At 37.9% G+C, this 21,370-nt stretch carries 22 protein-coding genes; 9 read left to right on the top strand and 13 right to left on the bottom strand.

Annotated elements, in window-relative coordinates:
* Positions 1–108 precede the first annotated feature (108 nt).
* The 8 genes from HC176_RS05835 to HC176_RS05805 all read left to right on the top strand — a co-directional run bounded on the left by HC176_RS05835 (position 109) and on the right by HC176_RS05805 (position 7,567).
* Positions 109–1,116 (top strand): glycosyltransferase family 2 protein, encoded by a 1,008-nt coding sequence (locus HC176_RS05835; RefSeq protein ID WP_167917248.1) that lies wholly within the window; start codon positions 109–111, stop codon positions 1,114–1,116.
* A 215-nt stretch (positions 1,117–1,331) separates the two neighbouring features.
* The gene (locus HC176_RS05830) at positions 1,332–3,257 is read left to right on the top strand and encodes a BatA domain-containing protein (protein WP_167917247.1); all 1,926 of its coding nucleotides are present in this window, start codon (positions 1,332–1,334) and stop codon (positions 3,255–3,257) included.
* Positions 3,254–4,510 (top strand): dihydroorotase, encoded by a 1,257-nt coding sequence (locus tag HC176_RS05825; protein ID WP_167917246.1) that lies wholly within the window; start codon positions 3,254–3,256, stop codon positions 4,508–4,510. The genes HC176_RS05830 and HC176_RS05825 overlap by 4 nt, the downstream gene beginning before the upstream one ends.
* A 5-nt stretch (positions 4,511–4,515) precedes the next feature.
* A complete protein-coding gene (locus tag HC176_RS05820; protein ID WP_167917245.1) occupies positions 4,516–4,854 on the top strand; it encodes a hypothetical protein in 339 nt (112 codons plus the stop codon).
* 1 nt (position 4,855) lies between these two features.
* Positions 4,856–5,512: an alpha/beta hydrolase gene (locus HC176_RS05815; protein ID WP_167917244.1), complete on the top strand. Its 657-nt coding sequence runs from the start codon at positions 4,856–4,858 to the stop codon at positions 5,510–5,512.
* 358 nt (positions 5,513–5,870) lie between these two features.
* On the top strand, positions 5,871–6,224 hold the full coding sequence (locus tag HC176_RS05810) for a hypothetical protein (RefSeq protein ID WP_167917243.1): 354 nt from the start codon (positions 5,871–5,873) through the stop codon (positions 6,222–6,224).
* A 28-nt stretch (positions 6,225–6,252) separates the two neighbouring features.
* Positions 6,253–6,378, top strand: a complete 126-nt coding sequence (locus HC176_RS20265; protein WP_280818679.1) for a hypothetical protein — start codon at positions 6,253–6,255, stop codon at positions 6,376–6,378.
* 109 nt (positions 6,379–6,487) lie between these two features.
* Positions 6,488–7,567, top strand: coding sequence for a hypothetical protein (locus tag HC176_RS05805; RefSeq protein ID WP_167917242.1), 1,080 nt, complete (start codon positions 6,488–6,490; stop codon positions 7,565–7,567).
* 161 nt (positions 7,568–7,728) lie between these two features.
* Here the strand turns inward: HC176_RS05805 and HC176_RS05800 are convergent, their stop codons facing one another.
* The 13 genes from HC176_RS05800 to HC176_RS05740 all read right to left on the bottom strand — a co-directional run bounded on the left by HC176_RS05800 (position 7,729) and on the right by HC176_RS05740 (position 20,550).
* Positions 7,729–8,433: a response regulator transcription factor gene (locus HC176_RS05800; RefSeq protein WP_167917241.1), complete on the bottom strand. Its 705-nt coding sequence runs from the start codon at positions 8,431–8,433 to the stop codon at positions 7,729–7,731.
* Between the two features lie 3 nt (positions 8,434–8,436).
* Positions 8,437–10,005: a sensor histidine kinase gene (locus tag HC176_RS05795; protein WP_245234844.1), complete on the bottom strand. Its 1,569-nt coding sequence runs from the start codon at positions 10,003–10,005 to the stop codon at positions 8,437–8,439.
* Between the two features lie 70 nt (positions 10,006–10,075).
* Positions 10,076–10,660, bottom strand: a complete 585-nt coding sequence (gene coaE, locus HC176_RS05790; protein ID WP_167917311.1) for a dephospho-CoA kinase — start codon at positions 10,658–10,660, stop codon at positions 10,076–10,078.
* Positions 10,657–11,613: a CdaR family protein gene (locus tag HC176_RS05785; RefSeq protein WP_209309671.1), complete on the bottom strand. Its 957-nt coding sequence runs from the start codon at positions 11,611–11,613 to the stop codon at positions 10,657–10,659. Before HC176_RS05785 ends, coaE begins: the two co-directional genes overlap by 4 nt.
* Positions 11,610–12,617, bottom strand: coding sequence for a glycosyltransferase family 2 protein (locus HC176_RS05780; protein ID WP_167917240.1), 1,008 nt, complete (start codon positions 12,615–12,617; stop codon positions 11,610–11,612). Before HC176_RS05780 ends, HC176_RS05785 begins: the two co-directional genes overlap by 4 nt.
* 64 nt (positions 12,618–12,681) lie before the next feature.
* Positions 12,682–13,500 carry an enoyl-ACP reductase FabI gene (locus tag HC176_RS05775; protein WP_167917239.1) on the bottom strand — a complete coding sequence of 273 codons (819 nt, stop codon included), beginning with the start codon at positions 13,498–13,500 and terminating at the stop codon, positions 12,682–12,684.
* Between the two features lie 348 nt (positions 13,501–13,848).
* On the bottom strand, positions 13,849–15,501 hold the full coding sequence (recN, locus tag HC176_RS05770) for a DNA repair protein RecN (RefSeq protein WP_167917238.1): 1,653 nt from the start codon (positions 15,499–15,501) through the stop codon (positions 13,849–13,851).
* A gap of 56 nt (positions 15,502–15,557) precedes the next feature.
* Positions 15,558–16,445, bottom strand: coding sequence for a type IX secretion system protein PorD (porD, locus tag HC176_RS05765; RefSeq protein ID WP_167917237.1), 888 nt, complete (start codon positions 16,443–16,445; stop codon positions 15,558–15,560).
* Positions 16,438–17,649, bottom strand: a complete 1,212-nt coding sequence (coaBC, locus tag HC176_RS05760) for a bifunctional phosphopantothenoylcysteine decarboxylase/phosphopantothenate--cysteine ligase CoaBC (RefSeq protein WP_167917236.1) — start codon at positions 17,647–17,649, stop codon at positions 16,438–16,440. The genes porD and coaBC overlap by 8 nt, the downstream gene beginning before the upstream one ends.
* A 165-nt stretch (positions 17,650–17,814) precedes the next feature.
* The gene (locus HC176_RS05755; protein ID WP_167917235.1) at positions 17,815–18,141 is read right to left on the bottom strand and encodes a DNA-directed RNA polymerase subunit omega; all 327 of its coding nucleotides are present in this window, start codon (positions 18,139–18,141) and stop codon (positions 17,815–17,817) included.
* Between the two features lie 11 nt (positions 18,142–18,152).
* A complete protein-coding gene (locus HC176_RS05750; protein WP_167917234.1) occupies positions 18,153–18,983 on the bottom strand; it encodes an outer membrane protein assembly factor BamD in 831 nt (276 codons plus the stop codon).
* Positions 18,984–19,146: 163 nt separating this feature from the next.
* Positions 19,147–20,025: a 4-hydroxy-tetrahydrodipicolinate synthase gene (gene dapA / locus HC176_RS05745; RefSeq protein ID WP_167917233.1), complete on the bottom strand. Its 879-nt coding sequence runs from the start codon at positions 20,023–20,025 to the stop codon at positions 19,147–19,149.
* A 6-nt stretch (positions 20,026–20,031) separates the two neighbouring features.
* Positions 20,032–20,550 carry a DUF6913 domain-containing protein gene (locus HC176_RS05740; RefSeq protein ID WP_167917232.1) on the bottom strand — a complete coding sequence of 173 codons (519 nt, stop codon included), beginning with the start codon at positions 20,548–20,550 and terminating at the stop codon, positions 20,032–20,034.
* Positions 20,551–20,631: 81 nt separating this feature from the next.
* On the opposite strand from HC176_RS05740, the gene HC176_RS05735 reads away from it, so the two are divergent.
* Positions 20,632–21,366, top strand: coding sequence for a 5'-nucleotidase C-terminal domain-containing protein (locus tag HC176_RS05735; protein WP_245234843.1), 735 nt, complete (start codon positions 20,632–20,634; stop codon positions 21,364–21,366).
* Positions 21,367–21,370 lie beyond the last annotated feature (4 nt).

The raw sequence follows: 21,370 nt of genomic DNA, 5'->3' as shown, positions 1-21,370 counted from the left end.
CAAAATACCATTATGTAACGGCCTCCTTTCTTAAGGTTTTGTTAAATTCGCAGCATCTCAACCCCATCGGGGACTATAATATAGATCATTAATTTTTAAAAACAGAACATGGAATCGCCCTTAGTCAGCATTTTAGTGCCATTTAAAAATACCGAACGTTTTTTGCCCGAATGCATCCAGTCTGTCATTGCTCAAAACTATAAAAATTGGGAAATGGTCATGATTGATGACGGCTCAACAGATGGCAGTTATGATACCGTTTACGCTTTCGCGGAAAAAGAGGCCACAATACACGTTTTTAAAAATTCAGGAAGCGGTATTATTGATGCCCTTCAGTTGGCACTATCAAAAAGTAAAGGTGAACTTATCACCCGAATGGATAGCGACGATATTATGATGCCTAATAAGATTGAAGTATTGGCCAACAATCTTTTAACCCACGGAAAAAAACATGTTGCCGTTGGATTGGTAAAATACTTTGCAGAAGGTGGCGTAAAACCGGGCTATAAAAGCTACGAAAACTGGCTGAACAAGCTAACGAAAACGGGAAGTAACTATGATGAAATTTATAAAGAGTGCGTTATTCCCTCACCGTGTTGGATGCTACACCGCGACGATTTACTGGCCTGCGATGCGTTTAATCCGCACATTTACCCCGAAGATTACGACCTCACGTTTCGGTTATACAAAAGTGGCTACACATGCATCCCATGTAACGAGATTTTGCACCAATGGCGCGACTACAGCACGCGTACCTCACGAACGCACGTGCACTATGCCCAAAACCACTTTACATTGTTAAAAATCAATCATTTTTTGGATATCGATTTCAACCCCAATAAAACGTTGGTGATTTGGGGTGCTGGCACCAAAGGCAAAATTATTGCCCAAACACTTGTAGAGCGTAAAATTGATTTTGAATGGATTTGCGACAACCCAAAAAAAATCGGCAAGGACATTTACGGCAAAACCATGCAACCTTTTGAAACGCTTTCAAAAATCAAAAATCCGCAAAGCATCATTACTGTGGCCAACAAATCAGCTCAAAAGGAAATACGCGCTTATTTAAAAAACTTAGATTTAATGCCCGTAGAGGATTATGTTTTTTTTTGTTAGAAAACTACTCAACGCTTAAAACCTATTAATCTGTGAATATTTTGAACGAATACACCAATAGTTTTATAAAATTTACAAACAAAATGAGATGCTGAATCGAGTTCAGCATGATGGAAAACAAGGTTTTCTAACTAAAAACATACAATCGAATAAGATTTTAGCACCGCATACAAACAATCAGAAAAAATATGTAGTTTTGACTAATAATAAATGCCATGCAGTTTAAACACCCCGAAATTCTTTACGCCTTATTTTTACTGCTCATTCCCATTATTGTCCATCTTTTTCAGCTTCGTAAATTCCAAAAGGTCGATTTTACCAACGTGGCGTTTTTAAAGGAAGCGACGCTGCAAACACGAAAAAGTTCGCAAATAAAAAAATGGCTCATTCTATTTACCCGCATGTTGCTTTTAGCTGCTTTAGTATTTGCTTTTGCACAACCTTTCACCTCAAAAAATGATGTGTTTAAAACGGAAAAAGAAACGGTGATTTATTTGGACAATTCCTTTAGTATGCAAGCCAAAGGCAATAAAGGCGAACTGTTTAAGCGTGCCGTTCAGGATTTGATTGCCAATGTTCCCGAAAATGAAAACATCTCCATAATTACCAACAGCAACAGCTTTAAAAACACCAACATTAAAGCCTTAAAAAACGACATGCTGCAATGGGATTATGCTTCGAGCAACCTAAGTACCGAGGCCGCTCTTTTGAAAAGCCAAAGTGCTTTCAGTAAAAAAAACGGCACTTTAAAACATTTAATTTTTATATCTGATTTTCAAGAAATCAACGGCAACTTCGACATTCCATCCGATTCGCTTACCCAAATCCATTTTGTGAAATTGGCACCCGTAAACACCAACAATATTTCGATTGACAGTGCCTACATTTCGAAAAACACCGCCAACACCATTGAACTCAACGTCATTTTAAAAAACAATGGTGCCGCCGTTGAAAATTTACCGGTATCGCTGTTTAACAACGATAACCTTATTGGCAAAACTTCAGTAGCCATCGGAGACATCGTCAAAACCACATTTTCCATTCCAACAAACGAAGTGATAAACGGCAAAATCAGCATTAACGATGTGCATTTACAATTTGACAATAATTTGTATTTCAATATCAACAAAGCATCAAAAATAAATGTTTTGGCGGTGAATGATGCAGACGATTCCTTTTTAAAACGCATTTACACCGATGATGAATTCAACTATATTTCAACTGCTCCCAACCAATTAAATTATAACCTCATTGACGAGCAGCACCTCATTGTTTTAAATGAATTGAATGACATTCCCGTATCGTTATCGGCCGCCCTAAAACAGTTTACCGAGCAAGAGGGCATCGTTATCATCATCCCGTCCAAAGATATTAATGTGGCATCCTACAATCAATTTTTAGGGCATTGGGACAACACATTTTCCGAATTAAACCCATCCGAAAAACGAGTAACCACCATCAATTACGGTCACCCACTATTCAGCAATGGGGTGTTTGAAAAGCAGGTTAAAAACTTTCAATACCCGAAAGTCAATAGCTTTTATAATCTCGTTTCAAACAGCATGGCTTCTGTGCTGCAGTTTGAAGATGGCAAACCGTTTTTAGGCCAAAACAACAATGTTTATGTGTTTACTTCGGCCATCAACACTAAAAATTCAAACTTTCAAAATTCACCGCTCATCGTTCCCACGCTATACAATATGGGCAAGCAAAGTTTAAAAATTCCCGAACTGTATTACACTATTGGAAAGGAAAACACTTTTGATGTGGAAACCCAAATGCAGCAAGATGCCGTTTTGAATTTAGAACATAACGGTACGAGCATCATCCCGAAGCAGCAATATTTCAACAACAAAGTCGTCGTCAACACTTCTGAAACTCCAGATATTTCGGGCATTTACACCATTAAAAACAAAGAAGAAACCATAAAAAACGTCAGTTACAATTACAACAGGAACGAAAGTCAATTAAGCTATATCGAGCTTTCTACTGCAGAAGATGTAACCATTAGCGATTCCATTCCCGAAATTTTTGATGCCTTAAAAAGTGACTCAAAAATTAATGCGCTATGGAAATGGTTTGTTATTTTTGCACTAGCGCTACTGCTTGTAGAAATGCTCATCTTAAAATTCTTTAAATGAACATACTTATAAAATCGGCCACCATCCTTGATTCGAAAAGTGAATTTCACAACACGACCCAGGATATTTTAATTGAAAACGGCACGATTACCCAAATAGCCCCAAGTATAAAAAACACTAAAAATTTTCAGGAAATCGATGCTGAAAACCTGCACGTTTCGAAAGGTTGGTTTGATAGCAGCGTGTGTTTTGGCGAACCCGGATACGAGGAACGCGAAACCATACAAAACGGATTGAAAACTGCAGCAGCTTCTGGGTTTACCTCCGTGGCCGTTAATGCAAACAGCAACCCGGTGATTGACTCGAATTCCGATATTACTTTTTTAAAATCGAAAGCCCAAAACCATGCGGTAAGCCTGTTGCCGATTGGTGCCTTAACCGTTAAAAGCGAGGGCGAGGATTTAGCCGAACTGTACGATATGAACACAGCTGGATCGGTGGCTTTTTACGATTATAAAAAACCGATTGCCAACCCCAACCTGATGAAAATCGCATTGCAATATGCGAGTAATTTTGATGGTTTGGTGTGCTCCTTTCCGCAGGAAAACAAAATTGTTGGCAAGGGTGTGGTAAACGAACATATTAGCAGTACTAGATTGGGACTTAAAGGGATTCCCGCTTTAGCAGAAGAACTACAAATTGCCCGCGACTTATTTTTATTGGAATATACCGGCGGGAAACTACATATCCCCACCATTTCAACGGCTGGAGCCGTGCAGTTAATTCGCGAAGCCAAAAAGAAAAAACTGGATGTAACCTGTAGCGTGGCCATCCATAATCTATACTTTACGGATGATGTGTTGGGCGATTTCAACACCCATTTTAAAGTATTGCCGCCATTGCGCACACAAACCGATGTGGATGCTTTAATTGAAGGCTTAAAAGACGGCACCATCGATATGGTCACCAGCGACCACAACCCCATCGATGTCGAACAAAAGAAAGTGGAATTTGACCATGCTGAATATGGCACAATCGGACTGGAAAGTGCATTTGGGGCACTTCAAAATGTATTCACTTTAAAGAAAACCATCGAACTGCTCACTAAAGGAAAAAGCCGATTCGGTTTGGAATCCACGAGCATTAACGTAGGAAATATGGCCGATTTAACGCTATTCAACCCGAATACTAAATTCACTTTCAGTAAAAACAATATCGTTTCAAAATCTAAAAATGCCATTTTTGAAAACGAAACCCTAAAAGGAAAGGTTTACGGCATTGTAGCCAACAACCAAGTGGTTTTAAATCCATAAACAACATGACCGAACAAGATATTGACCGCGGGCGCAGCAACGCCATCATCAGCTATATTACCATTATTGGGGTGATAATCGCTTACTTTTTAAACAACGAAGAAAAAAACAAAAGTGCCTTTGCCAGTTTCCATATTCGGCAATCCTTAGGATTATGGCTCACGTTTTGGGCCTTAGGCTACCCTGTAGGCAGCTTTGACAGTTGGATGGTTACTTCGGCATTTTACCTCTTTTTTGCCGTACTTTTTATTTACGGGTTTTCGGGAGCCATTTCACGAAAAACCACCGAAGTTCCTTTAGTCGGGGCATTTTATCAAAAATTATTTGCAAACTTAGGCGCTTAACATGGAAAACACCGCATTGTCTTTAGAACATATTATTCGAAAATCGACTTTAACCGAAAATGCACCGTTGCTGATTATGATGCACGGTTACGGCAGCGACGAAAACGATTTATTTTCGTTTGCACAGGAATTGCCCGAAGAATTGTTCATCATTTCGGTAAAAGCGCCCTACCCCATGCAACCTTTCGGTAATGCGTGGTACGCCATTAATTTTGACGCCGAAAAAGGCAAATGGAACGATAACGAACAGGCCAAAGAATCGCGCGATTTAATTGCCCAGTTTATTGATGAAGCCGTTGACGCTTACCCCGTAAACAAAGCCAACGTAAACCTTTTGGGCTTTAGCCAAGGTAGCATATTGAGTTATGCCGTGGCATTGACTTACCCAGAAAAAGTAAAAAACATCGTGGCGTTAAGTGGCTATGTAAACCACGACATACTCCCTGAAGATTTACAAAATCCCGATTATTCCCATTTGGATTTTTACTGCTCGCATGGCAGTGTGGATCAAGTGATTCCGGTAGATTGGGCGAGGCAAACCCCAACTTTTCTAAAAAGTTTGAACATCAAACACCAATATTCGGAGTTTCCGGTTGGGCATGGTGTAGCACCACAGAATTTTTACGAATTTAAGGCATGGTTGGCAGCTCGGATTTAATTGGTATCTTTTGGTTTCAATCTGTTAGATAAATTTAGAACCGTTTGTCAGGCTGAACCTTTCGACTTTAGTTTATCTTGAGCGAAGCCGAAAGGCTTAACCTGACACGACCGATTCTATTTAACGTGATTTCGGTTTATAAACAACTAAAAATCATTAACCTACGTCAGTTCGAGTGTTTTGTGTGGAATGTAATGGAACAAAAAATGTATCGAGAACCAAATAAAAGACTTCTCGATACAATTTTCCTCCGTTTTACTACGGAAAATCACTCGAAGTGACGAAATATAAAACATAACTTATATCGAACTCACGTTATTTATTACAGCCAATCAATAAAATCGAACTCATGCCGAATATGAAAATAAAAGCTGTTTTTCTTGTTTTCATCCTCTCCATCGCTCCTGTTTTCGCTCAAAACAAAACCGAGCTACAAGCCATTAACAACCAAGTTTGGAGCAACTTCACCAAAGCTTTTGAAACTCTGGACGCCGAACTTTTTGCAAACATACACAGCGACAGCTTAATTCGTGTGGGTGGCGATAACCAAGTTATCCGTCGTAAAACGGAATACATGAACGGCTATAAAACCCGTTGGCAAAACAAGGCCCTTAAACGTACTATTTCCTTTCGGTTTTTGGAACGGATTGCCGATAACCAATCCGCTTCAGAGCGCGGTATTTACAAATTGACCATAGACCCCCCCCCCTAAAGCTGTTAGTTATTATGGTAAATTCCATGTGATTTTAAGAAAGGAACAAGGCGAATGGAAATTGTTGGTGGATTATGATTCTTCGGAAAACCAAACTATTGACGAAAACTCATTTAACGCTGCTTTTGCTATTGATGATTTTGGGAAGTTTTAATAGTTTGTTTTGTAAATAATTTCGACTATATTCGTTTTTTTGTGCTGAACTTGTTTCAGTGTTAAAACGACGCATATCATTAAAGTTGTAAATTATTTATCGAACAAACATGAAACTAAAAATTCTACTTTTATTTCTATTAATCTCTATTCAAAATCATTCTCAAATTTTTGTTGGCACAAGGCATATTGGGAAATCAAGTAAATTTGAAAAAGGTGGTGCATTAGAAAGATTTAAAAATACAGAAACAATATTTGTACTATCAAATATTTATGAAAAAGAAGTCTACGAGCAAATAATTGATAACTCATGGAATATCACTCCATATAAAGTAGTAAAATTTGAAGATTTTAATTTAGAGGATTATTTAAATGATAAGTACTCAATTGCAGAAATTTCAGGAACAGTAGTTGTAAAAGACATGAAATATGGTGGAACAACCTCCAAATTATTTACTTATGTTGATTTTAAACTATACGACTCTAAATCTATTTTCGAAGAAAAGAATAAATTATCTTCAGAAAAATGGACAAAGAGAAAAGAAAAAATTTTAGCTCAAAACTTTTCAATAATAGCAGGTTTTTACCTGTATCAAAAGGATGATTTTATTCATATCGCAGAACCTTCCAACAAGGCTTTTGATGCATTTACTACCAAAATCGGAATTTTGGATACACCAGAATATATGAACTCAGTTATAGGTGCAATGTATTCTAAAAATGTCTTTCTGAACTACAAACCTGGTTTTTTAAAAAATTATTTACAAAAAATCAACAACTTACTTTTAAAAGGAGAATTATATTGGATGGACGAAAATGATTTCTTACCAGAATTGAAAAAGTTGGCTTCACACAAACTATATGTACCTTCATACATGACTATCAAATACAATGGATGGACCAGGGGAGACAAAGAGAAAAATGACAAGAACATTGAAGACATTTTTGCAAAATATGATTACAAATACGAAATCATTTCTGATGAAGAGTTAAATAATAAAATAATGAAGAATGAAGAACTTTATTATTTGAGATATGTTAGAATGAATACTGAACGATTTTTACAAGTAGTAAATGCTAAAACTGGTGATATAGTTTATAGAAACTATATATCCGGCCTTTCATATAATATTAAATCCAAACATATTAAGGAACTCAATGATAAAATAAAAAAAGTATCAAAAAATTAAAAACCATCTATAACAAAGCAATAAATAATTGCTTGGTCTATTCTAACTAAGCTTAATTCCCAAGCTAGCGCTCGTTTAAAATGAGCGCCTTTAATAATAGTAAAACCCATAAAAAAATCCAGCCTTAAAGCTGGATTTTTCAATATTCAAAATAATAGGTTTTATTCGTTAACTACTAATCTAAAACCTTCTCCGTGAATGTTCAAGATTTCCACTTTGGGGTCTGGTTTTAGGTATTTACGCAATTTGGCAATGTACACGTCCATACTACGCGAGGTAAAATAGTTATCGTCGCGCCATATTTTGGTGAGTGCCAATTCGCGGGGCATTAAGTCGTTTTCGTGCAATGCCAACAACCGCAACAATTCGTTTTCCTTTGGCGATAATTTCACGGGCTCGCCGCCGTTAAAACGTAAGAATCGTAGTTTGGAATTTAAATCGAACTTTCCAATTTTAAACTCGAACTGCTTACTATCTGAGATGGTTTCAGTGGCCTTACGTTGAATAATGGCCTTTATTTTCATGAGCAGCACTTCGCTGTCAAATGGTTTATTTAAATAATCGTCCGCCCCCACTTTATAGCCTTTTAACACGTCTTCCTTCATGGTTTTGGCGGTTAAAAATATGATGGGTACATCGCTGTTTTTTTCACGAATTTCCTTGGCCAGGGTAAAGCCATCTTTGTAAGGCATCATCACATCGAGAATGCACAAATCGAAATCGTCTTTTTTAAACTTTTCAAAGCCTTCCATTCCGTTTTTGGCATGGGTAACTTCGTAATCGTTCATCATTAAATAATCTTTAAGTACGGTTCCGAAATTGGGGTCGTCCTCAACTAATAATATTCTTTTTTTAAGCTCTTCCATAGTTTACGATATTAACGGAAGCTTGATTATAAAGGTGCTTCCTTTGTCTTTTTCACTTTCTACTGATACGTGACCTTGATGGTCCTCAACAATCCGTTTAACATAGGCCAAACCTAAGCCGTGGCCTTTTACGTTGTGGATGTTTCCGGTGTGCTCTCTATAAAATTTTTCGAACACCCGTTTGGCAGCCGCTTTGCTCATACCGCTACCGTGGTCTTTTACCTTTAACAGAATATTGTTTCCAACATTTTCGGTATAGACCTCTATTTTTGGGGCGTCTGGAGAATACTTAATGGCATTGTCCAGCATGTTTACTATCACATTGGTAAAGTGGGTTTCGTTGGCCAAGACCGAAGACTGCTCGGCATCCAAAAATGTTTTTATGTAGCCTTGGCGGTCTTCAACAATAAGTTCTACGTGGGTTAAGGCATCTTCAACCAAATCGTGTAAATCTACACGGTCTTTACTAATGTTCAGTTCGTTTTTTTCTAGTTTAGATATGCGCAACACATTTTCAACCTGGGCATGCATACGCTTATTTTCCTCCTTAATCATGGAAAGGTAGCGCATCACTTTGTCTTTATCTTCAATGACTTTTGGGTTTCGGATGGCATCCAAAGCCAAATTGATGGTCGCAATTGGCGTTTTAAACTCGTGCGTCATGTTATTGATAAAATCGGTTTTTATTTCCGAAATTTTTCGCTGTTTCACCAACTGCATCAGGGCGCTTCCGTAAGCCAAAATAATTACCGATGTAAACACCACCGACAATAATACCATGCCAATTACGGTGGATAAAATGAACTTTCTGTCATCTGGGAAATTCAACAGCAATCGGTAAAGACTACGGTTGTTTTCATCGTAAAATATAGGTACACCAAAGGTGGAATTGGCTTCGTATTCAAAATTTTCGCTTCTTACTTTGGTAGCCAAATCGTTACCGTAAATGGCAAATTCGAAATCGATGTTAATACCGTATTTTTTTAACCTTTCGGAAAGCAATGCCCGAACTTCACTTTCTGAAACCCGTTTGTGTACAGGCTTTCTTTTAAACACTTCCTTAAAGTTCTTTTTAAAGGTGAGTTTTTGGGCTTCATCAATAGTTCCACTTCTGATAATTTTTGAAATGGGACTCTTTAAATCCCTATCGGTCGATTCCAAATCCTTATAAATTTCGGTACTGGAATTGCCAATAATGTTAGTGATGTCGAGGCTATCTAAACCAATGTCAAAGAGCGACGAAGACAGTTTATAGTTCTCTTCTAAAACGTTACTTCTATAGATGAGTGTTTCTTTGGTGCTGTTGTTTTTTCGGTAAATTAATAGCTGCGAAACGGCATCTTCATCCGCCTTCTTTTCCTTATCCAAGCTTAAATATTCTGAAAAGTACTTCTCGAATTCGTTCTCTTCGATGGTGTTCGATACGTTGTTGAGTACCGTAACCACATTCGACTTAAAACGCTCTTTTTCGTTTTGTACCGAATCGTTGATATAATAAGCTTGAATGGAAATAATACCAATAAGCGAGAGGCTCATAAGTATTATCAACAGGACAAATAATTTTTTGCTCATCGTTCAAAATTAACATTTTAACATTTAGCAAATAGGGCTTTTAACCTAACGTTAACAAAAATGTTAAAATTTAAGATTTTTTAAGAATTTCTTGGTGAATTTGCAAAACCTGGGCTTTGGTATCGCTTAAATTAACATTATTGATAACAAAGTGCGAACGTTTGGCTTTTTCTTCGTCGCTCCACTGGTTTTTCATTATGGCTTCAATTTTTTCCTTTGACGTGTTGTCGCGTTGAAGCAAACGTTTAATTCGCACCGCTTTTGGAGCCACCACTGTGATGATAAGATCGCAGGCTTGGTCACCACCATTTTCAAATAGAATAGCCACTTCCTTAATCACGTAAGGTGCGTTCTGTTTAAAAATCCATTTGTTGAAATGCTTGGCCACACGCGGATGCACAATGGCGTTCATTTTTTCTAAAAAGGACTTATCGTTAAAAATAATATTAGCGATAAATGGCCGATTGAGTTCGCCGTCAACATAAGCATCCTTACCAAACAAATGGGTGAGTTCGCGCTGGATAACCGGTGAGCGATTCATGAGTTTTTTTGCTTCCTCATCAGCAATATATACGGGAATTCCCAATTTTTCGAACTCTTTTGCTACCGTTGTTTTTCCGCTGCCAATACCTCCTGTAAGCCCTACTATCATTATTTTGTAATTATGAATTCTACATGTTGCTGATTCACCTTGGCGCTCTTAACCGCTTCTGGCCAAACCGTTAATTCCGGTATTAAAAATGACTGATTCTCGGTAGCTTTAGCATAGTCGCAAAGCACTTTAAAATCCTTTTCGGTAACCGAAGCAAACTTACTTAAGCTCACATAGTACGACACGCTAACTGTTTTCGGAAAATACTTTAATACCACTCCCGCCGGAACATTCGCTATGGTTACGGGTACTTTTAAAGTGCCTTCGGTAAACTTTTCAACCTGCGCTTTTAAGATGACTTGTTTCTCTGAAAACTGTAAATCGCCTGGATCCGGTAATTTTAATTTTACCTTTTGGTTTACGTTTGAACGTACATCGGTTAAACTCAACTTTTCGGTTTCCAAAGCCTCAATTTTTGAAACTACAATATTGGGCCCCACTACCGTTACCGAATCGGGCTCTGCTTGCATTTCACCCGAAATATCATAGCCCAAATTATAGCTAATATCAGCATTGATTTTTACGGGCACTTTTTTTATCAAATTTACCCCGTAACGGAACCTTAAAGTGTCGGGGCTCATGCTCAACAACTCTACCTGTTTATCAAACTGTGTGTTATTTAAAAACGCCTTGCTTTTACTCCACTCGAAAACCGCTCCTTTTTTATACACATCTTGGCTAAAGTCTATTTGGATTTTAGGACGTGAAAATGCATACTTCAGCCATCTGAAACCATGGGTTTTTAGGGTGATATTGATTTTTGAAGAATCGTTTAAAATAATGTACTCCTGTGGCACATTTACTTTTTCAATACCCAACGCGAGCGTTTTGGTGTATGATTTTGAAAGCTTGGAAAATATTAAAATAATAAAAGCAAACAGGAAGAACAGCAAAAATACATTGATGCGTTTGTTCTTTATGGAAGAGACTATGTTGCTTTTTATTTTTTTTATCATTTCTGTTTAAAGAATAATTTAGGAAAACGGGTTTCAGGATCCTTTTTTAACACTGAAACCGCCCAAGTGGATTTTAAAAATCCGTAACCATACCCCAAAAACTGCACCAAAATAGCAGCCACAGACAATATGGCGACCACTAGGTTACTCGCACTTAATAAGGCCAAAATAAATGCCAAAACAAAATATAATAGGTACAATTTAAATAACCAGTCGATTTGAAATGCGAGAAACAAAACCGAAACCAATAGTCCCAAACTAAATAGCAACGGAAACCAATACGTCAGCTTTTTTGTGGACGGATGCCAACTGTTCAAAATCGGCCGCACCAGCCCAAATTTATGTACCTGTTTGTAAAAGGTGCTCCAAGAAATTCGGCGTTTATGGTACACAAAAGCCTCGGGAATCAGTTTGGTTTTAAAACCTAAATTCCAAAGCCTAATGGAAAGATCGGGGTCTTCACCCGGGTGGATGCGCCCAAACCCGTTTGAAGCTTCGAATGCCTTTTTGGAGAGTCCCATATTGAAACTTCTCGGTTGGAATTTATCCACACTATTTTTCCTACCGCGAATACCACCTGTTGTAATAAACGAGGTCATTGAAAAATTGATGGCCTTTTGCAAATTGGTAAAGGACGGGTGCGCCGCATCTGGTCCGCCAAAGCAATCCACGTAATCGGTTTGCAGGCTTTTTTTGACTTCGTTTAAATACTGCTTGGGCAAAATGCAATCGGAATCCAAAATGATAAAATAATTGCCTTTGGCATGCTTCATACCAAAATTTCTGGAATCGCCCGGCCCCGAGTTTTCCTTAAAGAAATAGGAAATATTCAGTGTTTCGGAAAACCTATCAACTACGGATTTTGAAGACTTTTCAGAACCATCCTCTACAATAACAATTTCGTAACCCGTACTGTCCTCTAAAGCTTCAAAACTTTGCAACAGCTCTTGGATTTCGTCAGGGCGATTGTATACCGGTATTATGAATGAAAATTGTAATTGCATAGCACAAATGTAACAAAAAAAGCCACCCTAAAAAGGTGGCTTTTTCTATAACGTTCAAATTGAATTATTCCTCCTCGCCCATAAAGGTGCTCATTACGGCATCACTAACACCCATGTTACTGAAACCACCGTCGTTATAAAGGTTTTGCAGGGTTACACGCTTGGTTAAATCACTAAATAATGATACCGTATAATTGGCGCAATCCATAGCTGTGGCGTTGCCCAGTGGCGACATTTTATCGGCGTAAGCAATAAAGCCATCAAAGCCTTTTACACCGCTACCCGCTGTTGTTGGGGTTGGCGATTGCGAAATGGTATTAACACGTACTTTTTTGTCTCTTCCGAAGAAATATCCAAAACTACGGGCAATACTTTCCAAATACGCTTTATTATCGGCCATATCGTTATAATCTGGGAACACACGTTGGGCGGCCATGTAAGTTAGGGCTACAATACTTCCCCACTCATTCATTGCATCTTTTTTGTACAAAGTCTGCATCAACTTATGGAACGACATTGCCGAAACATCGGTACCTTTTTGCGTCCAATCGTAATTTTGGTCGGTGTAGTGTTTTCCTTTTCTAACGTTGATAGACATCCCGATAGAGTGTAAAACAAAATCGATTTTACCACCTAAAATTTCCATTGATTTTTCAATCAAGTTTTCTAAATCTTCCACGGAAGTGGCATCGGCAGGAATAATTTGCGAACCTGTTTTTTCGGCCAATTCGTTAATTTGTCCCATGCGCATCGCCACTGGAGCGTTGGTCAATACAAACTCACCGCCTTCTTCATGTACGCGCTCGGCTGTTTTCCAAGCTATGGAATTTGAATCTAAAGCTCCGAAAATAATTCCCTTTTTTCCTTTTAGTAAATTATACATATATCGTGTTTTATACGTTGATTAGTCTTTATTTTATGAGAGGGTAAAGATAGTATTTAATTTTATGTTTTTGCAACCTGTTAATGAAGTGCTTTATTTTTTTGGACACGAATTTCCCTAATTTACACGAAAAGTTAATTTGAATGTTTGCCATTATATTTAAAATTGTTCGCCACGCTGTACTGAAAACTATCGAGATTGTTTCAGCCCCCCATCATAAAATGTTGTTTATAAATGCTGAAACAACGCTTCGACTCCGCTCAGCGTGACATTTTTTTAAGGCAAACAAGATGTTACGACTAAAAACGGGTAATCAAAAAAATTGGTGAGAATTCGTGCAATTCCTGTCTAATTCAACAGTTCTTTAGCATGTGCAATGGCCGAAGACGACATCTCTTTTCCGCCCAGCATTTGTGCTATTTCCACAATGCGTTCGTCGTGGTTCAACTTTATTAAATTAGTCTGGGTTACTTCGTTTACATCTTCTTTAAACACTTTAAAATGCGAATGCCCTTTAGCGGCAATTTGCGGTAAATGGGTAATGGAGAACACCTGCATGGTTTTACTCATTTCGAGCATAATATCTCCCATTTTATTGGAAATCTCGCCAGAAACCCCCGTATCAATTTCATCGAACATGATAGTGGGCAGCTGGATGTATTTCGCTAAAACCGATTTTATAGCCAGCATAATACGTGATAATTCACCACCCGAAGCCGCTTTTTTAAGCTCGTTGAAATGACCGCCTTTATTGGCCGAGAACAAAAAGGACAATTCGTCCTTTCCATTGGCTAAAAACGTGTTGCCTAAAACAGTTTCAATTTTAAATTGGGCGTTGGGCATCCCCAAACTTGCCAAAATGGTTTCCAACTGCTTTTTTAACGACGGAATAACCTCGGTACGTTTTTTATGTAAAGCATCTGCAATAGTGTTTAACTCATTGGCTTTTGCCGCTATTTCTGCTTCTTTTTTCTGGATGTTGCCATCGAGATTTTCGGTAACCGATACTTTATCTTCCAAGTCGTTTTTAATCGCAATCAATTCCGACACATCGGCAGCAGCATGCTTCTGCATTAAATTGTGGAGCGTTTTCAACTTCGCATCCACGACTTCCAAACGTTGTGGATCGGCATCCAACTCTTCCTGAAGATTATTGACTTCGCCAAACAAGTCGTCCATTTCAATTAAACTACTGTTAGCTCGGTTGTACAGGTCTTCATATTTTGAAGAGAACCCAGATAGCTTTTGGAAAGCATTTTTTAAAGTGGTTAACGAAGACAGCACCCCTATTTCCTCATCACTCAACAACTGATAGGCTTCTCCCAATTTTTCCTTGATGCCTTCAATGTTATTTAAGGTTTCGTACTCCTCTTCCAACTGCTCCAATTCGCCATCAACCAATTGGGCTTCTACCAATTCGTTGAGCAAAAACACATTATAATCGTGCTCTTTTATAGCTTCTGCTTTCGAGGCTACCAATTCGTCAAGTTCCTTTTTTAGATTTTTATAATCTTTAAAAGTTTCTTTGTACTCGCTTAATTTTTTTTCGTTTTTCGCCAAAGCATCAATAACCTGAAATTGGAATTCGTTACTCGTCAATTCCAAGGTTTGGTGTTGCGAATGGATGTCGATTAAGCGTTCTCCCAAAAGTTGAAGACTGCTTAAATTTACGGGCGAATCGTTAACGAAAGCTCTCGACTTTCCGGAAGGTAAAATTTCGCGACGTATTATGGTTTGTTCGTCGTAATCGAAATCCTGCTCCTTAAAAAGCGTTTTTAAATGGTAATTTGAAATATTAAAAACAGCCTCGATGATACACTTTTCTGAGGCATTCTTCAAACTACTCAAATCGGCACGTTTCCCTAAAATTAAGGACAAACCACCTAACAAAATAGATTTTCCTGCGCCGGTTTCCCCGGTTATAATTGAAAACCCGTCGTTAAAATCGATTTGTAAATTATCGATTAGTGCGTAATTTTTTATGGATAAAGCGGTTAGCATATTTTAGTATTCAGTTTTCAGTACTACGTTAGCAGTCTTACTTCACAGTCTCGATCTCAAAATTTGATATTTTGCCATTTGCTGTTATGCATTGGCGCTACTTTTTGAAGCGTTTCTTTAACTTTTGCAATATTTACGTTGGGGCCATCGGTAAAAATCTGCTCAATTTCATCGGCCTTGGCATCGAAAAAGGTTCGCAACAAAAAGGAATTTGGGCGACGGCTGTTCATGGCCTGGAAACTTAGCAACGACGATGCGATTTCGTCCTTTCCTTGTTTAACGTTATCGCTCATTACATCTAAACCTTTACGGTGATAAGTGTACAGCACATCGCGATATTCTTTAAAAGTAGGCGACAATACGTTATCGATTAAAGCGAAACGGCTTTGTAGCCCGTCCTCTACTTTCCACCCTTTAAAATTGCCCTGTTGCGAATAGTTGGTGATAATTTGTGCTTGCTTGTAATATTCGTCGCCACCGTTCTGCTCGAAGGTATCGGCATCTAAAGCTAAAATCATATAAATATGATAGGCTAAAACCGATACTAAATTCGACTCGAATTGCGACGGATTATAAATTAAATTCTGATATTCTAAATACCGAAATGTAAAATCCTTGTCGTTGAAATTATAGACCGGCGTACTGAACGACGAACCGTAAACCGGACGCGATGATTGCACTTGAAGTGTGCCTTGAAAGGTTTCGCCACTGTAATTGCTGATGTTAATAACCATGCTGCAATTGATGCGCTCTTGTGGTTTAAAGGTTTTATTGGTCCACTTTCGGTTGTTTACAAACTCTGTGAGTTCTTTCTCTAAAGTTTTAAAAATGGGGAAGTTTTCGTTGCCCGTTTGTTCGGCATTCACGACTAAATTGCAATTCAATTCTTGTGAAAATCCGTTTACGGAAAAACAAAATATCAATAAAAACAATATGTTACGCATCAATTTCAGATATAATTTTATTCATTAAATCGGCCGCCACTTCAGCTTTAGATTTTAACTCGAACTCGGTAATTTGGTCATTATGGTCAATAAACGTGACCTTATTCGTATCGCTTTTAAATCCGGCTCCCTTATCGTTCAACGAATTTAAAACAATTAAGTTTAAATTTTTCTTTTTTAGTTTTCCTTTTGCGTTTTCCAATTCATTATGGGTTTCCAGGGCAAAACCGACTAAATATTGCTGCTTTTTAACTTCGCCTAGCGACGCCAAAATATCCTTGGTTTTGGTCAACTCTAAAGTTAACGTATCGGCCTTCTTTTTTATTTTCTGTTGGGCAACTTCTTTTGGGGTAAAATCGGCCACAGCTGCAGAAAGGATAGCCACGTCAACCCTTTCAAAATATTGATGAACGGCCTCGTACATGTCTTGGGCGCTGGTTACTGGAATCACTTCTATTAAGCTGTGCGAAACTTTTTGGTGCGTGGGCCCCGAAATCAAAATTACTTCGGTACCAAGGTTGGCAGCCGCTTTGGCAATTTCAAAACCCATTTTGCCACTGGAATGGTTACCAATAAAGCGCACAGGGTCGATGGCTTCGTATGTTGGCCCGGCCGTAATCAACACCTTTTTTCCGCGTAGAGGCAATTTTTTTAAAATATCGTTTTCAATAAAACTAACGATAGTTTCGGGTTCTGCCATTCGGCCCTCACCTACCAATCCGCTGGCCAGTTCGCCACTTTCGGCAGGAATCATAATGTTTCCGTAGCTTTTTAAAGTTTCCAAGGAATGCCGTGTACTTTCATGTTTGTACATATCTAAATCCATCGCCGGAGCAAAATACACCGGACATTTAGCCGATAGATACGTTGCCATCAATAAATTATCGCAAACGCCATTGGCCATCTTTGAAAGCGTGTTTGCAGTAGCCGGAGCGATAATAAACAAATCTGCCCACAAACCCAAATCGACATGGTTGTTCCATACGGCATTTTCATCTTCTTCATTGGTAAAAGACGAATGTACTGGATGCTTTGATAACGTGGAAAGCGTGAGCGGTGTAATAAACTCTTTAGCAGATGGGGTCATTACCACCTTTGCATGTGCTCCAGATTTTACAAACAGCCTAACCAACCAAGCTGTTTTATAGGCCGCAATGCCACCGGTAACTCCCAATAGTATGTTTTTTCCGCTTAAAATGCTCATGAAACTAAAATCCTAGATTCCCGTTTTCACGGGAATGACAATTTCAACTGATACCCCGACGCAGAACGTCTAGGAATTCCTTATCAACAATAACCAAACAAACTCCAAAGCCATTTTTAAAAACGGTTTTGGAGTTTGCTAAATGGTGATTAAATTTAGAAATAATTATTTAGAATCTTCTTCTGTATTTCTAAAATAAATTTTATCGGTAAGCCATTCCTGTACGGCTAATGCGTGCGGCTTTGGTAACTTTTCGTAAAATTTAGAAACCTCAATTTGCTCTTTGTTCTCAAACACTTCCTCTAAGCTGTCGTTGTACGTAGCAAACTCTTCCAGTTTATCAATAAGCTCTTTTTTGATTTCTGTATTGATCTGTTCTGCACGTCTTGCAATGATAGAAATAGACTCGTAGATGTTCTCTGTAGGCTCATCTATTTGATTTCTGTCGTACGTTACCGTATTTACCGGAGCATTGATTTTTTTTAAATCCATTGTTGTTATATTTAACTTTTTGCGCTGTAACTCTTTAATTCTTCGGCAATATCTGCCTGCATTTTATTCACTTGTTCTATATGTTTGGATGTACTGTAAGTTTCCTTAAATGCCTCCGAAAATTCTTTAGCCTCTTCCAATCTGTTTTTTTTCAACATCACGATACCGTCTTGAATAGTACGTTTCATTTCTACACTGTTCATCGCTAATTTATAGGCTGAATCCAGCCTGTAAAACAAAGCCTCTTCGCGTAATCTTGACCCAGGAAATTCAAAAATAAAATTGCTGAACGACTTTACGGAAGCCGGATAATCTGAAATGGTGTTATATTGTTTGGCAATTTCGAATGCCTTTTTCTCCAGTTTAAAATCTAACTCATGAACCAATTTACTAGCTTCGGAAACATATTCGGAATCTGGATACACATTTATGAAATCCTGAAGCTTTTCAATGGCCTCCCTGGTTTCGGTTTGGTCCTTCGAATACACCGGAGACAACATGTAGTAACTTTTGGCACTTAAAAACGAGGCTTCTTCCAGTTTTTCGCTATTGGGGTAACTGGTGGCAAAACGTTCAAATTGGTATCCCGACACGTAATAGTCCTTCATTTTATAAAATGAATTGGCGTATAGGTACATCAATTTTTCGGCCTGCGGTTTCCCTCTGTAGTTTGGTACTATTTGGGCAAACAATCGATTAGCCTTAGAGTAGTGGCCTTCGTTATAAAGCTCTTCCCCCATTTTAAACTTGGTGGCAATATCTTCAGACTTTAAGGCCTTTTGGTATTCGCTACACCCTGTTAAAACGGCAGCTAGCATGAGTATGTAAAAAAATCTATTCATTTATTTTTATTACAGCTTGCAAAATTAAGCTATTATTATGGATTTTAAAAATATAATTTCTTCGCTAAAATAATGGCTTAAAGGCTGTAAAAGGAAGGTTTAAGTTATATTTAACAACAAAGTTTCCTTTCTGTAATTTGCAATTTGAATTTTGAAACGCTAATTAAAACTGTTTTACAAAATCGGCAATTTTAGCTTTCAATCCATTTGAAGCTGGCACCAATGGCAACCTAACGGCGTCTTTACAAAGTCCTAAAGCTTCAAAAACACCTTTAATTCCGGCTGGATTGTTTTCTTCGAAAATATAGCCAATAACATCGATCAATTTGAAGTGTAACTTAAATGCTTCCTTGGCTTCGCCTTTTAACCCTAAGCGGATCATTTCTGAAAATTCCTTCGGGAAACCTTGACCAATTACTGAAATCACCCCTGCTCCACCGGCCAAAACGACACCTAAGGATAAATCGTCATCGCCCGAAATAATTAAAAAATCCTCAGGTTTGTTTTTAATCAACTCGTAGTACTGCGAAATACTATTACCAGCTTCTTTAACTCCAATAATATTATTAAAATCCTTGGCCAATCTTACGGTGGTTTCCGCTTCCATATTTTTAGCGGTTCTACCAGGCACATTGTACAAAATAATATCGATTGGTGACGCTTCAGAAATCGCTTTAAAATGTTGGTAAATCCCTTCTTGGGTTGGCTTTGTGTAATATGGTGTAACCGATAATATGGCATCGACACCACTAAAATCGGTTGATTGTATTTCTTCAATAACTGTTGCCGTATTGTTACCGCCAACTCCTAAAACAATTGGCACGCGGCCATTGCCGGCTTTTATAACGGTTTGTAAAACTGCTTTCTTTTCTTCTTTAGTTAGGGTTGCCGTTTCGCCTGTAGTTCCACAAACCACAAGGTACTCCACGCCATTGTCTATATTAAAATTAACAATATTGGACAAAGCGCTATGGTCTACACTCAAATCGGTATTAAAAGGTGTTACCAATGCCACTCCCGTTCCTAAAAACTTACTACTCATTATTCCTTATATTTTATTTAAAATGGTTAGGTACTTATGTACTTCCTTTTTAAAGGAGTTGAATTCCTTTAAAGGATTTTTTATTATTAAATCGTTTAAACGTTCATCGGTCTGCAAAATACCGATTTTAAACTTCGCTTTCGATAGGGCCGTTATCAACTTCAATTCCAAAACTCCATCTTCATAATAGCTTACCAGTGCATCAAATTCGGTGTTTAAAAATTCTTGAAGCTCGCTATTTTTTACAGTGCCTTTCCAACCAAAGTCCTTTGGATTGTAACAGGCGTCCCATGTATTTACGTTGTCTTTTTCGCTCTCTGAAAAGGCTATAATCTTCAGTCTATTCGGCTTAACATCAATGTTATCGGCCAATTTTCTAAACTGCTCAAAGTTATTTACCTCGTCGATGTTAAAGATAATTCCTAAACTTACAATCTTGCTATCGTTAACATTGGCATGCCTTTCCGATAACAATTTGTTTAAGTACTTTTTGTTAGATTTCTCCTTAAAACCCTTTAAAAACATTTATCTTTATCCTTTCCGTAAAGGTAGCAAAAGTACATTCATTTATTTGATTTACATATGAGGATTACACATTTATTTATTTTGTTAAATTTTTTAATTTTTTGTGGATGCAAACCATCTAAACGACACCTCATAAAAATTGAAGGCAAACAAATAGCCATTACCGATTCGTTAACCTCAAATCCAGAAATTGAAGCCTTTGTGAAGCCTTATCGCGATAACATTGAAAAGGATTTGGATAGTGTCTTAGCCTTTTCGGCCGATACTTACACCAAAAATGATGGCGACTTTAACACGGCTTTGGGCAATTTTATGGCCGATGCCGTTTACGAAGAAGCCAACCCCATATTCAATAAACGGACGGGGATAGATATTGATATGGTGCTATTGAACCACGGCGGCATACGCTCTATTTTACCAAAAGGCAAGGTTACCAAACGTACCGCTTTTCAGCTTATGCCTTTTGAAAATAGCATTGTTATTGTGGCGCTAAAAGGAAAGCAAGCCAATAAACTAGTAGAATATTTAAGTCGTGCAAAAAGGGCCCACCCGGTTTCGAAACTACAACTTATTTTAGACCAAGATTTCAACATTTCTAAAGCTAAAATCAACAATAAAAACATTGTGGAGGGCCATACGTATTACGTGGCTACCAACGACTATTTATACAACGGTGGAGATGGCATGAGCTTTTTTAAACCCAACGACAGCGTTTATGTTTTAAACTATAAAATAAGGAACGCATTAATAGACCATTTTAAACGAAAAGACACGATTGCCCCATTGCGGGACAATAGATTTATTCAGGAAAATTAACGGA

It is taken from the genome of Tamlana crocina (assembly GCF_012037625.1).
This window is presented reverse-complemented; position numbering and strand designations above follow the sequence as displayed.

Coding starts and splice junctions, on each gene's coding strand:
- HC176_RS05835 (WP_167917248.1), top strand. CDS start 109: ATGGAATCGCCCTTAGTCAGCATTTTAGTGCCATTTAAAAATACCGAA.
- HC176_RS05830 (WP_167917247.1), top strand. CDS start 1,332: ATGCAGTTTAAACACCCCGAAATTCTTTACGCCTTATTTTTACTGCTC.
- HC176_RS05825 (WP_167917246.1), top strand. CDS start 3,254: ATGAACATACTTATAAAATCGGCCACCATCCTTGATTCGAAAAGTGAA.
- HC176_RS05820 (WP_167917245.1), top strand. CDS start 4,516: ATGACCGAACAAGATATTGACCGCGGGCGCAGCAACGCCATCATCAGC.
- HC176_RS05815 (WP_167917244.1), top strand. CDS start 4,856: ATGGAAAACACCGCATTGTCTTTAGAACATATTATTCGAAAATCGACT.
- HC176_RS05810 (WP_167917243.1), top strand. CDS start 5,871: ATGAAAATAAAAGCTGTTTTTCTTGTTTTCATCCTCTCCATCGCTCCT.
- HC176_RS05805 (WP_167917242.1), top strand. CDS start 6,488: ATGAAACTAAAAATTCTACTTTTATTTCTATTAATCTCTATTCAAAAT.
- HC176_RS05800 (WP_167917241.1), bottom strand. CDS start 8,433: ATGGAAGAGCTTAAAAAAAGAATATTATTAGTTGAGGACGACCCCAAT.
- HC176_RS05795 (WP_245234844.1), bottom strand. CDS start 10,005: ATGAGCAAAAAATTATTTGTCCTGTTGATAATACTTATGAGCCTCTCG.
- HC176_RS05785 (WP_209309671.1), bottom strand. CDS start 11,613: ATGATAAAAAAAATAAAAAGCAACATAGTCTCTTCCATAAAGAACAAA.
- HC176_RS05780 (WP_167917240.1), bottom strand. CDS start 12,617: ATGCAATTACAATTTTCATTCATAATACCGGTATACAATCGCCCTGAC.
- HC176_RS05775 (WP_167917239.1), bottom strand. CDS start 13,500: ATGTATAATTTACTAAAAGGAAAAAAGGGAATTATTTTCGGAGCTTTA.
- recN (WP_167917238.1), bottom strand. CDS start 15,501: ATGCTAACCGCTTTATCCATAAAAAATTACGCACTAATCGATAATTTA.
- porD (WP_167917237.1), bottom strand. CDS start 16,445: ATGCGTAACATATTGTTTTTATTGATATTTTGTTTTTCCGTAAACGGA.
- coaBC (WP_167917236.1), bottom strand. CDS start 17,649: ATGAGCATTTTAAGCGGAAAAAACATACTATTGGGAGTTACCGGTGGC.
- HC176_RS05755 (WP_167917235.1), bottom strand. CDS start 18,141: ATGGATTTAAAAAAAATCAATGCTCCGGTAAATACGGTAACGTACGAC.
- HC176_RS05750 (WP_167917234.1), bottom strand. CDS start 18,983: ATGAATAGATTTTTTTACATACTCATGCTAGCTGCCGTTTTAACAGGG.
- dapA (WP_167917233.1), bottom strand. CDS start 20,025: ATGAGTAGTAAGTTTTTAGGAACGGGAGTGGCATTGGTAACACCTTTT.
- HC176_RS05740 (WP_167917232.1), bottom strand. CDS start 20,550: ATGTTTTTAAAGGGTTTTAAGGAGAAATCTAACAAAAAGTACTTAAAC.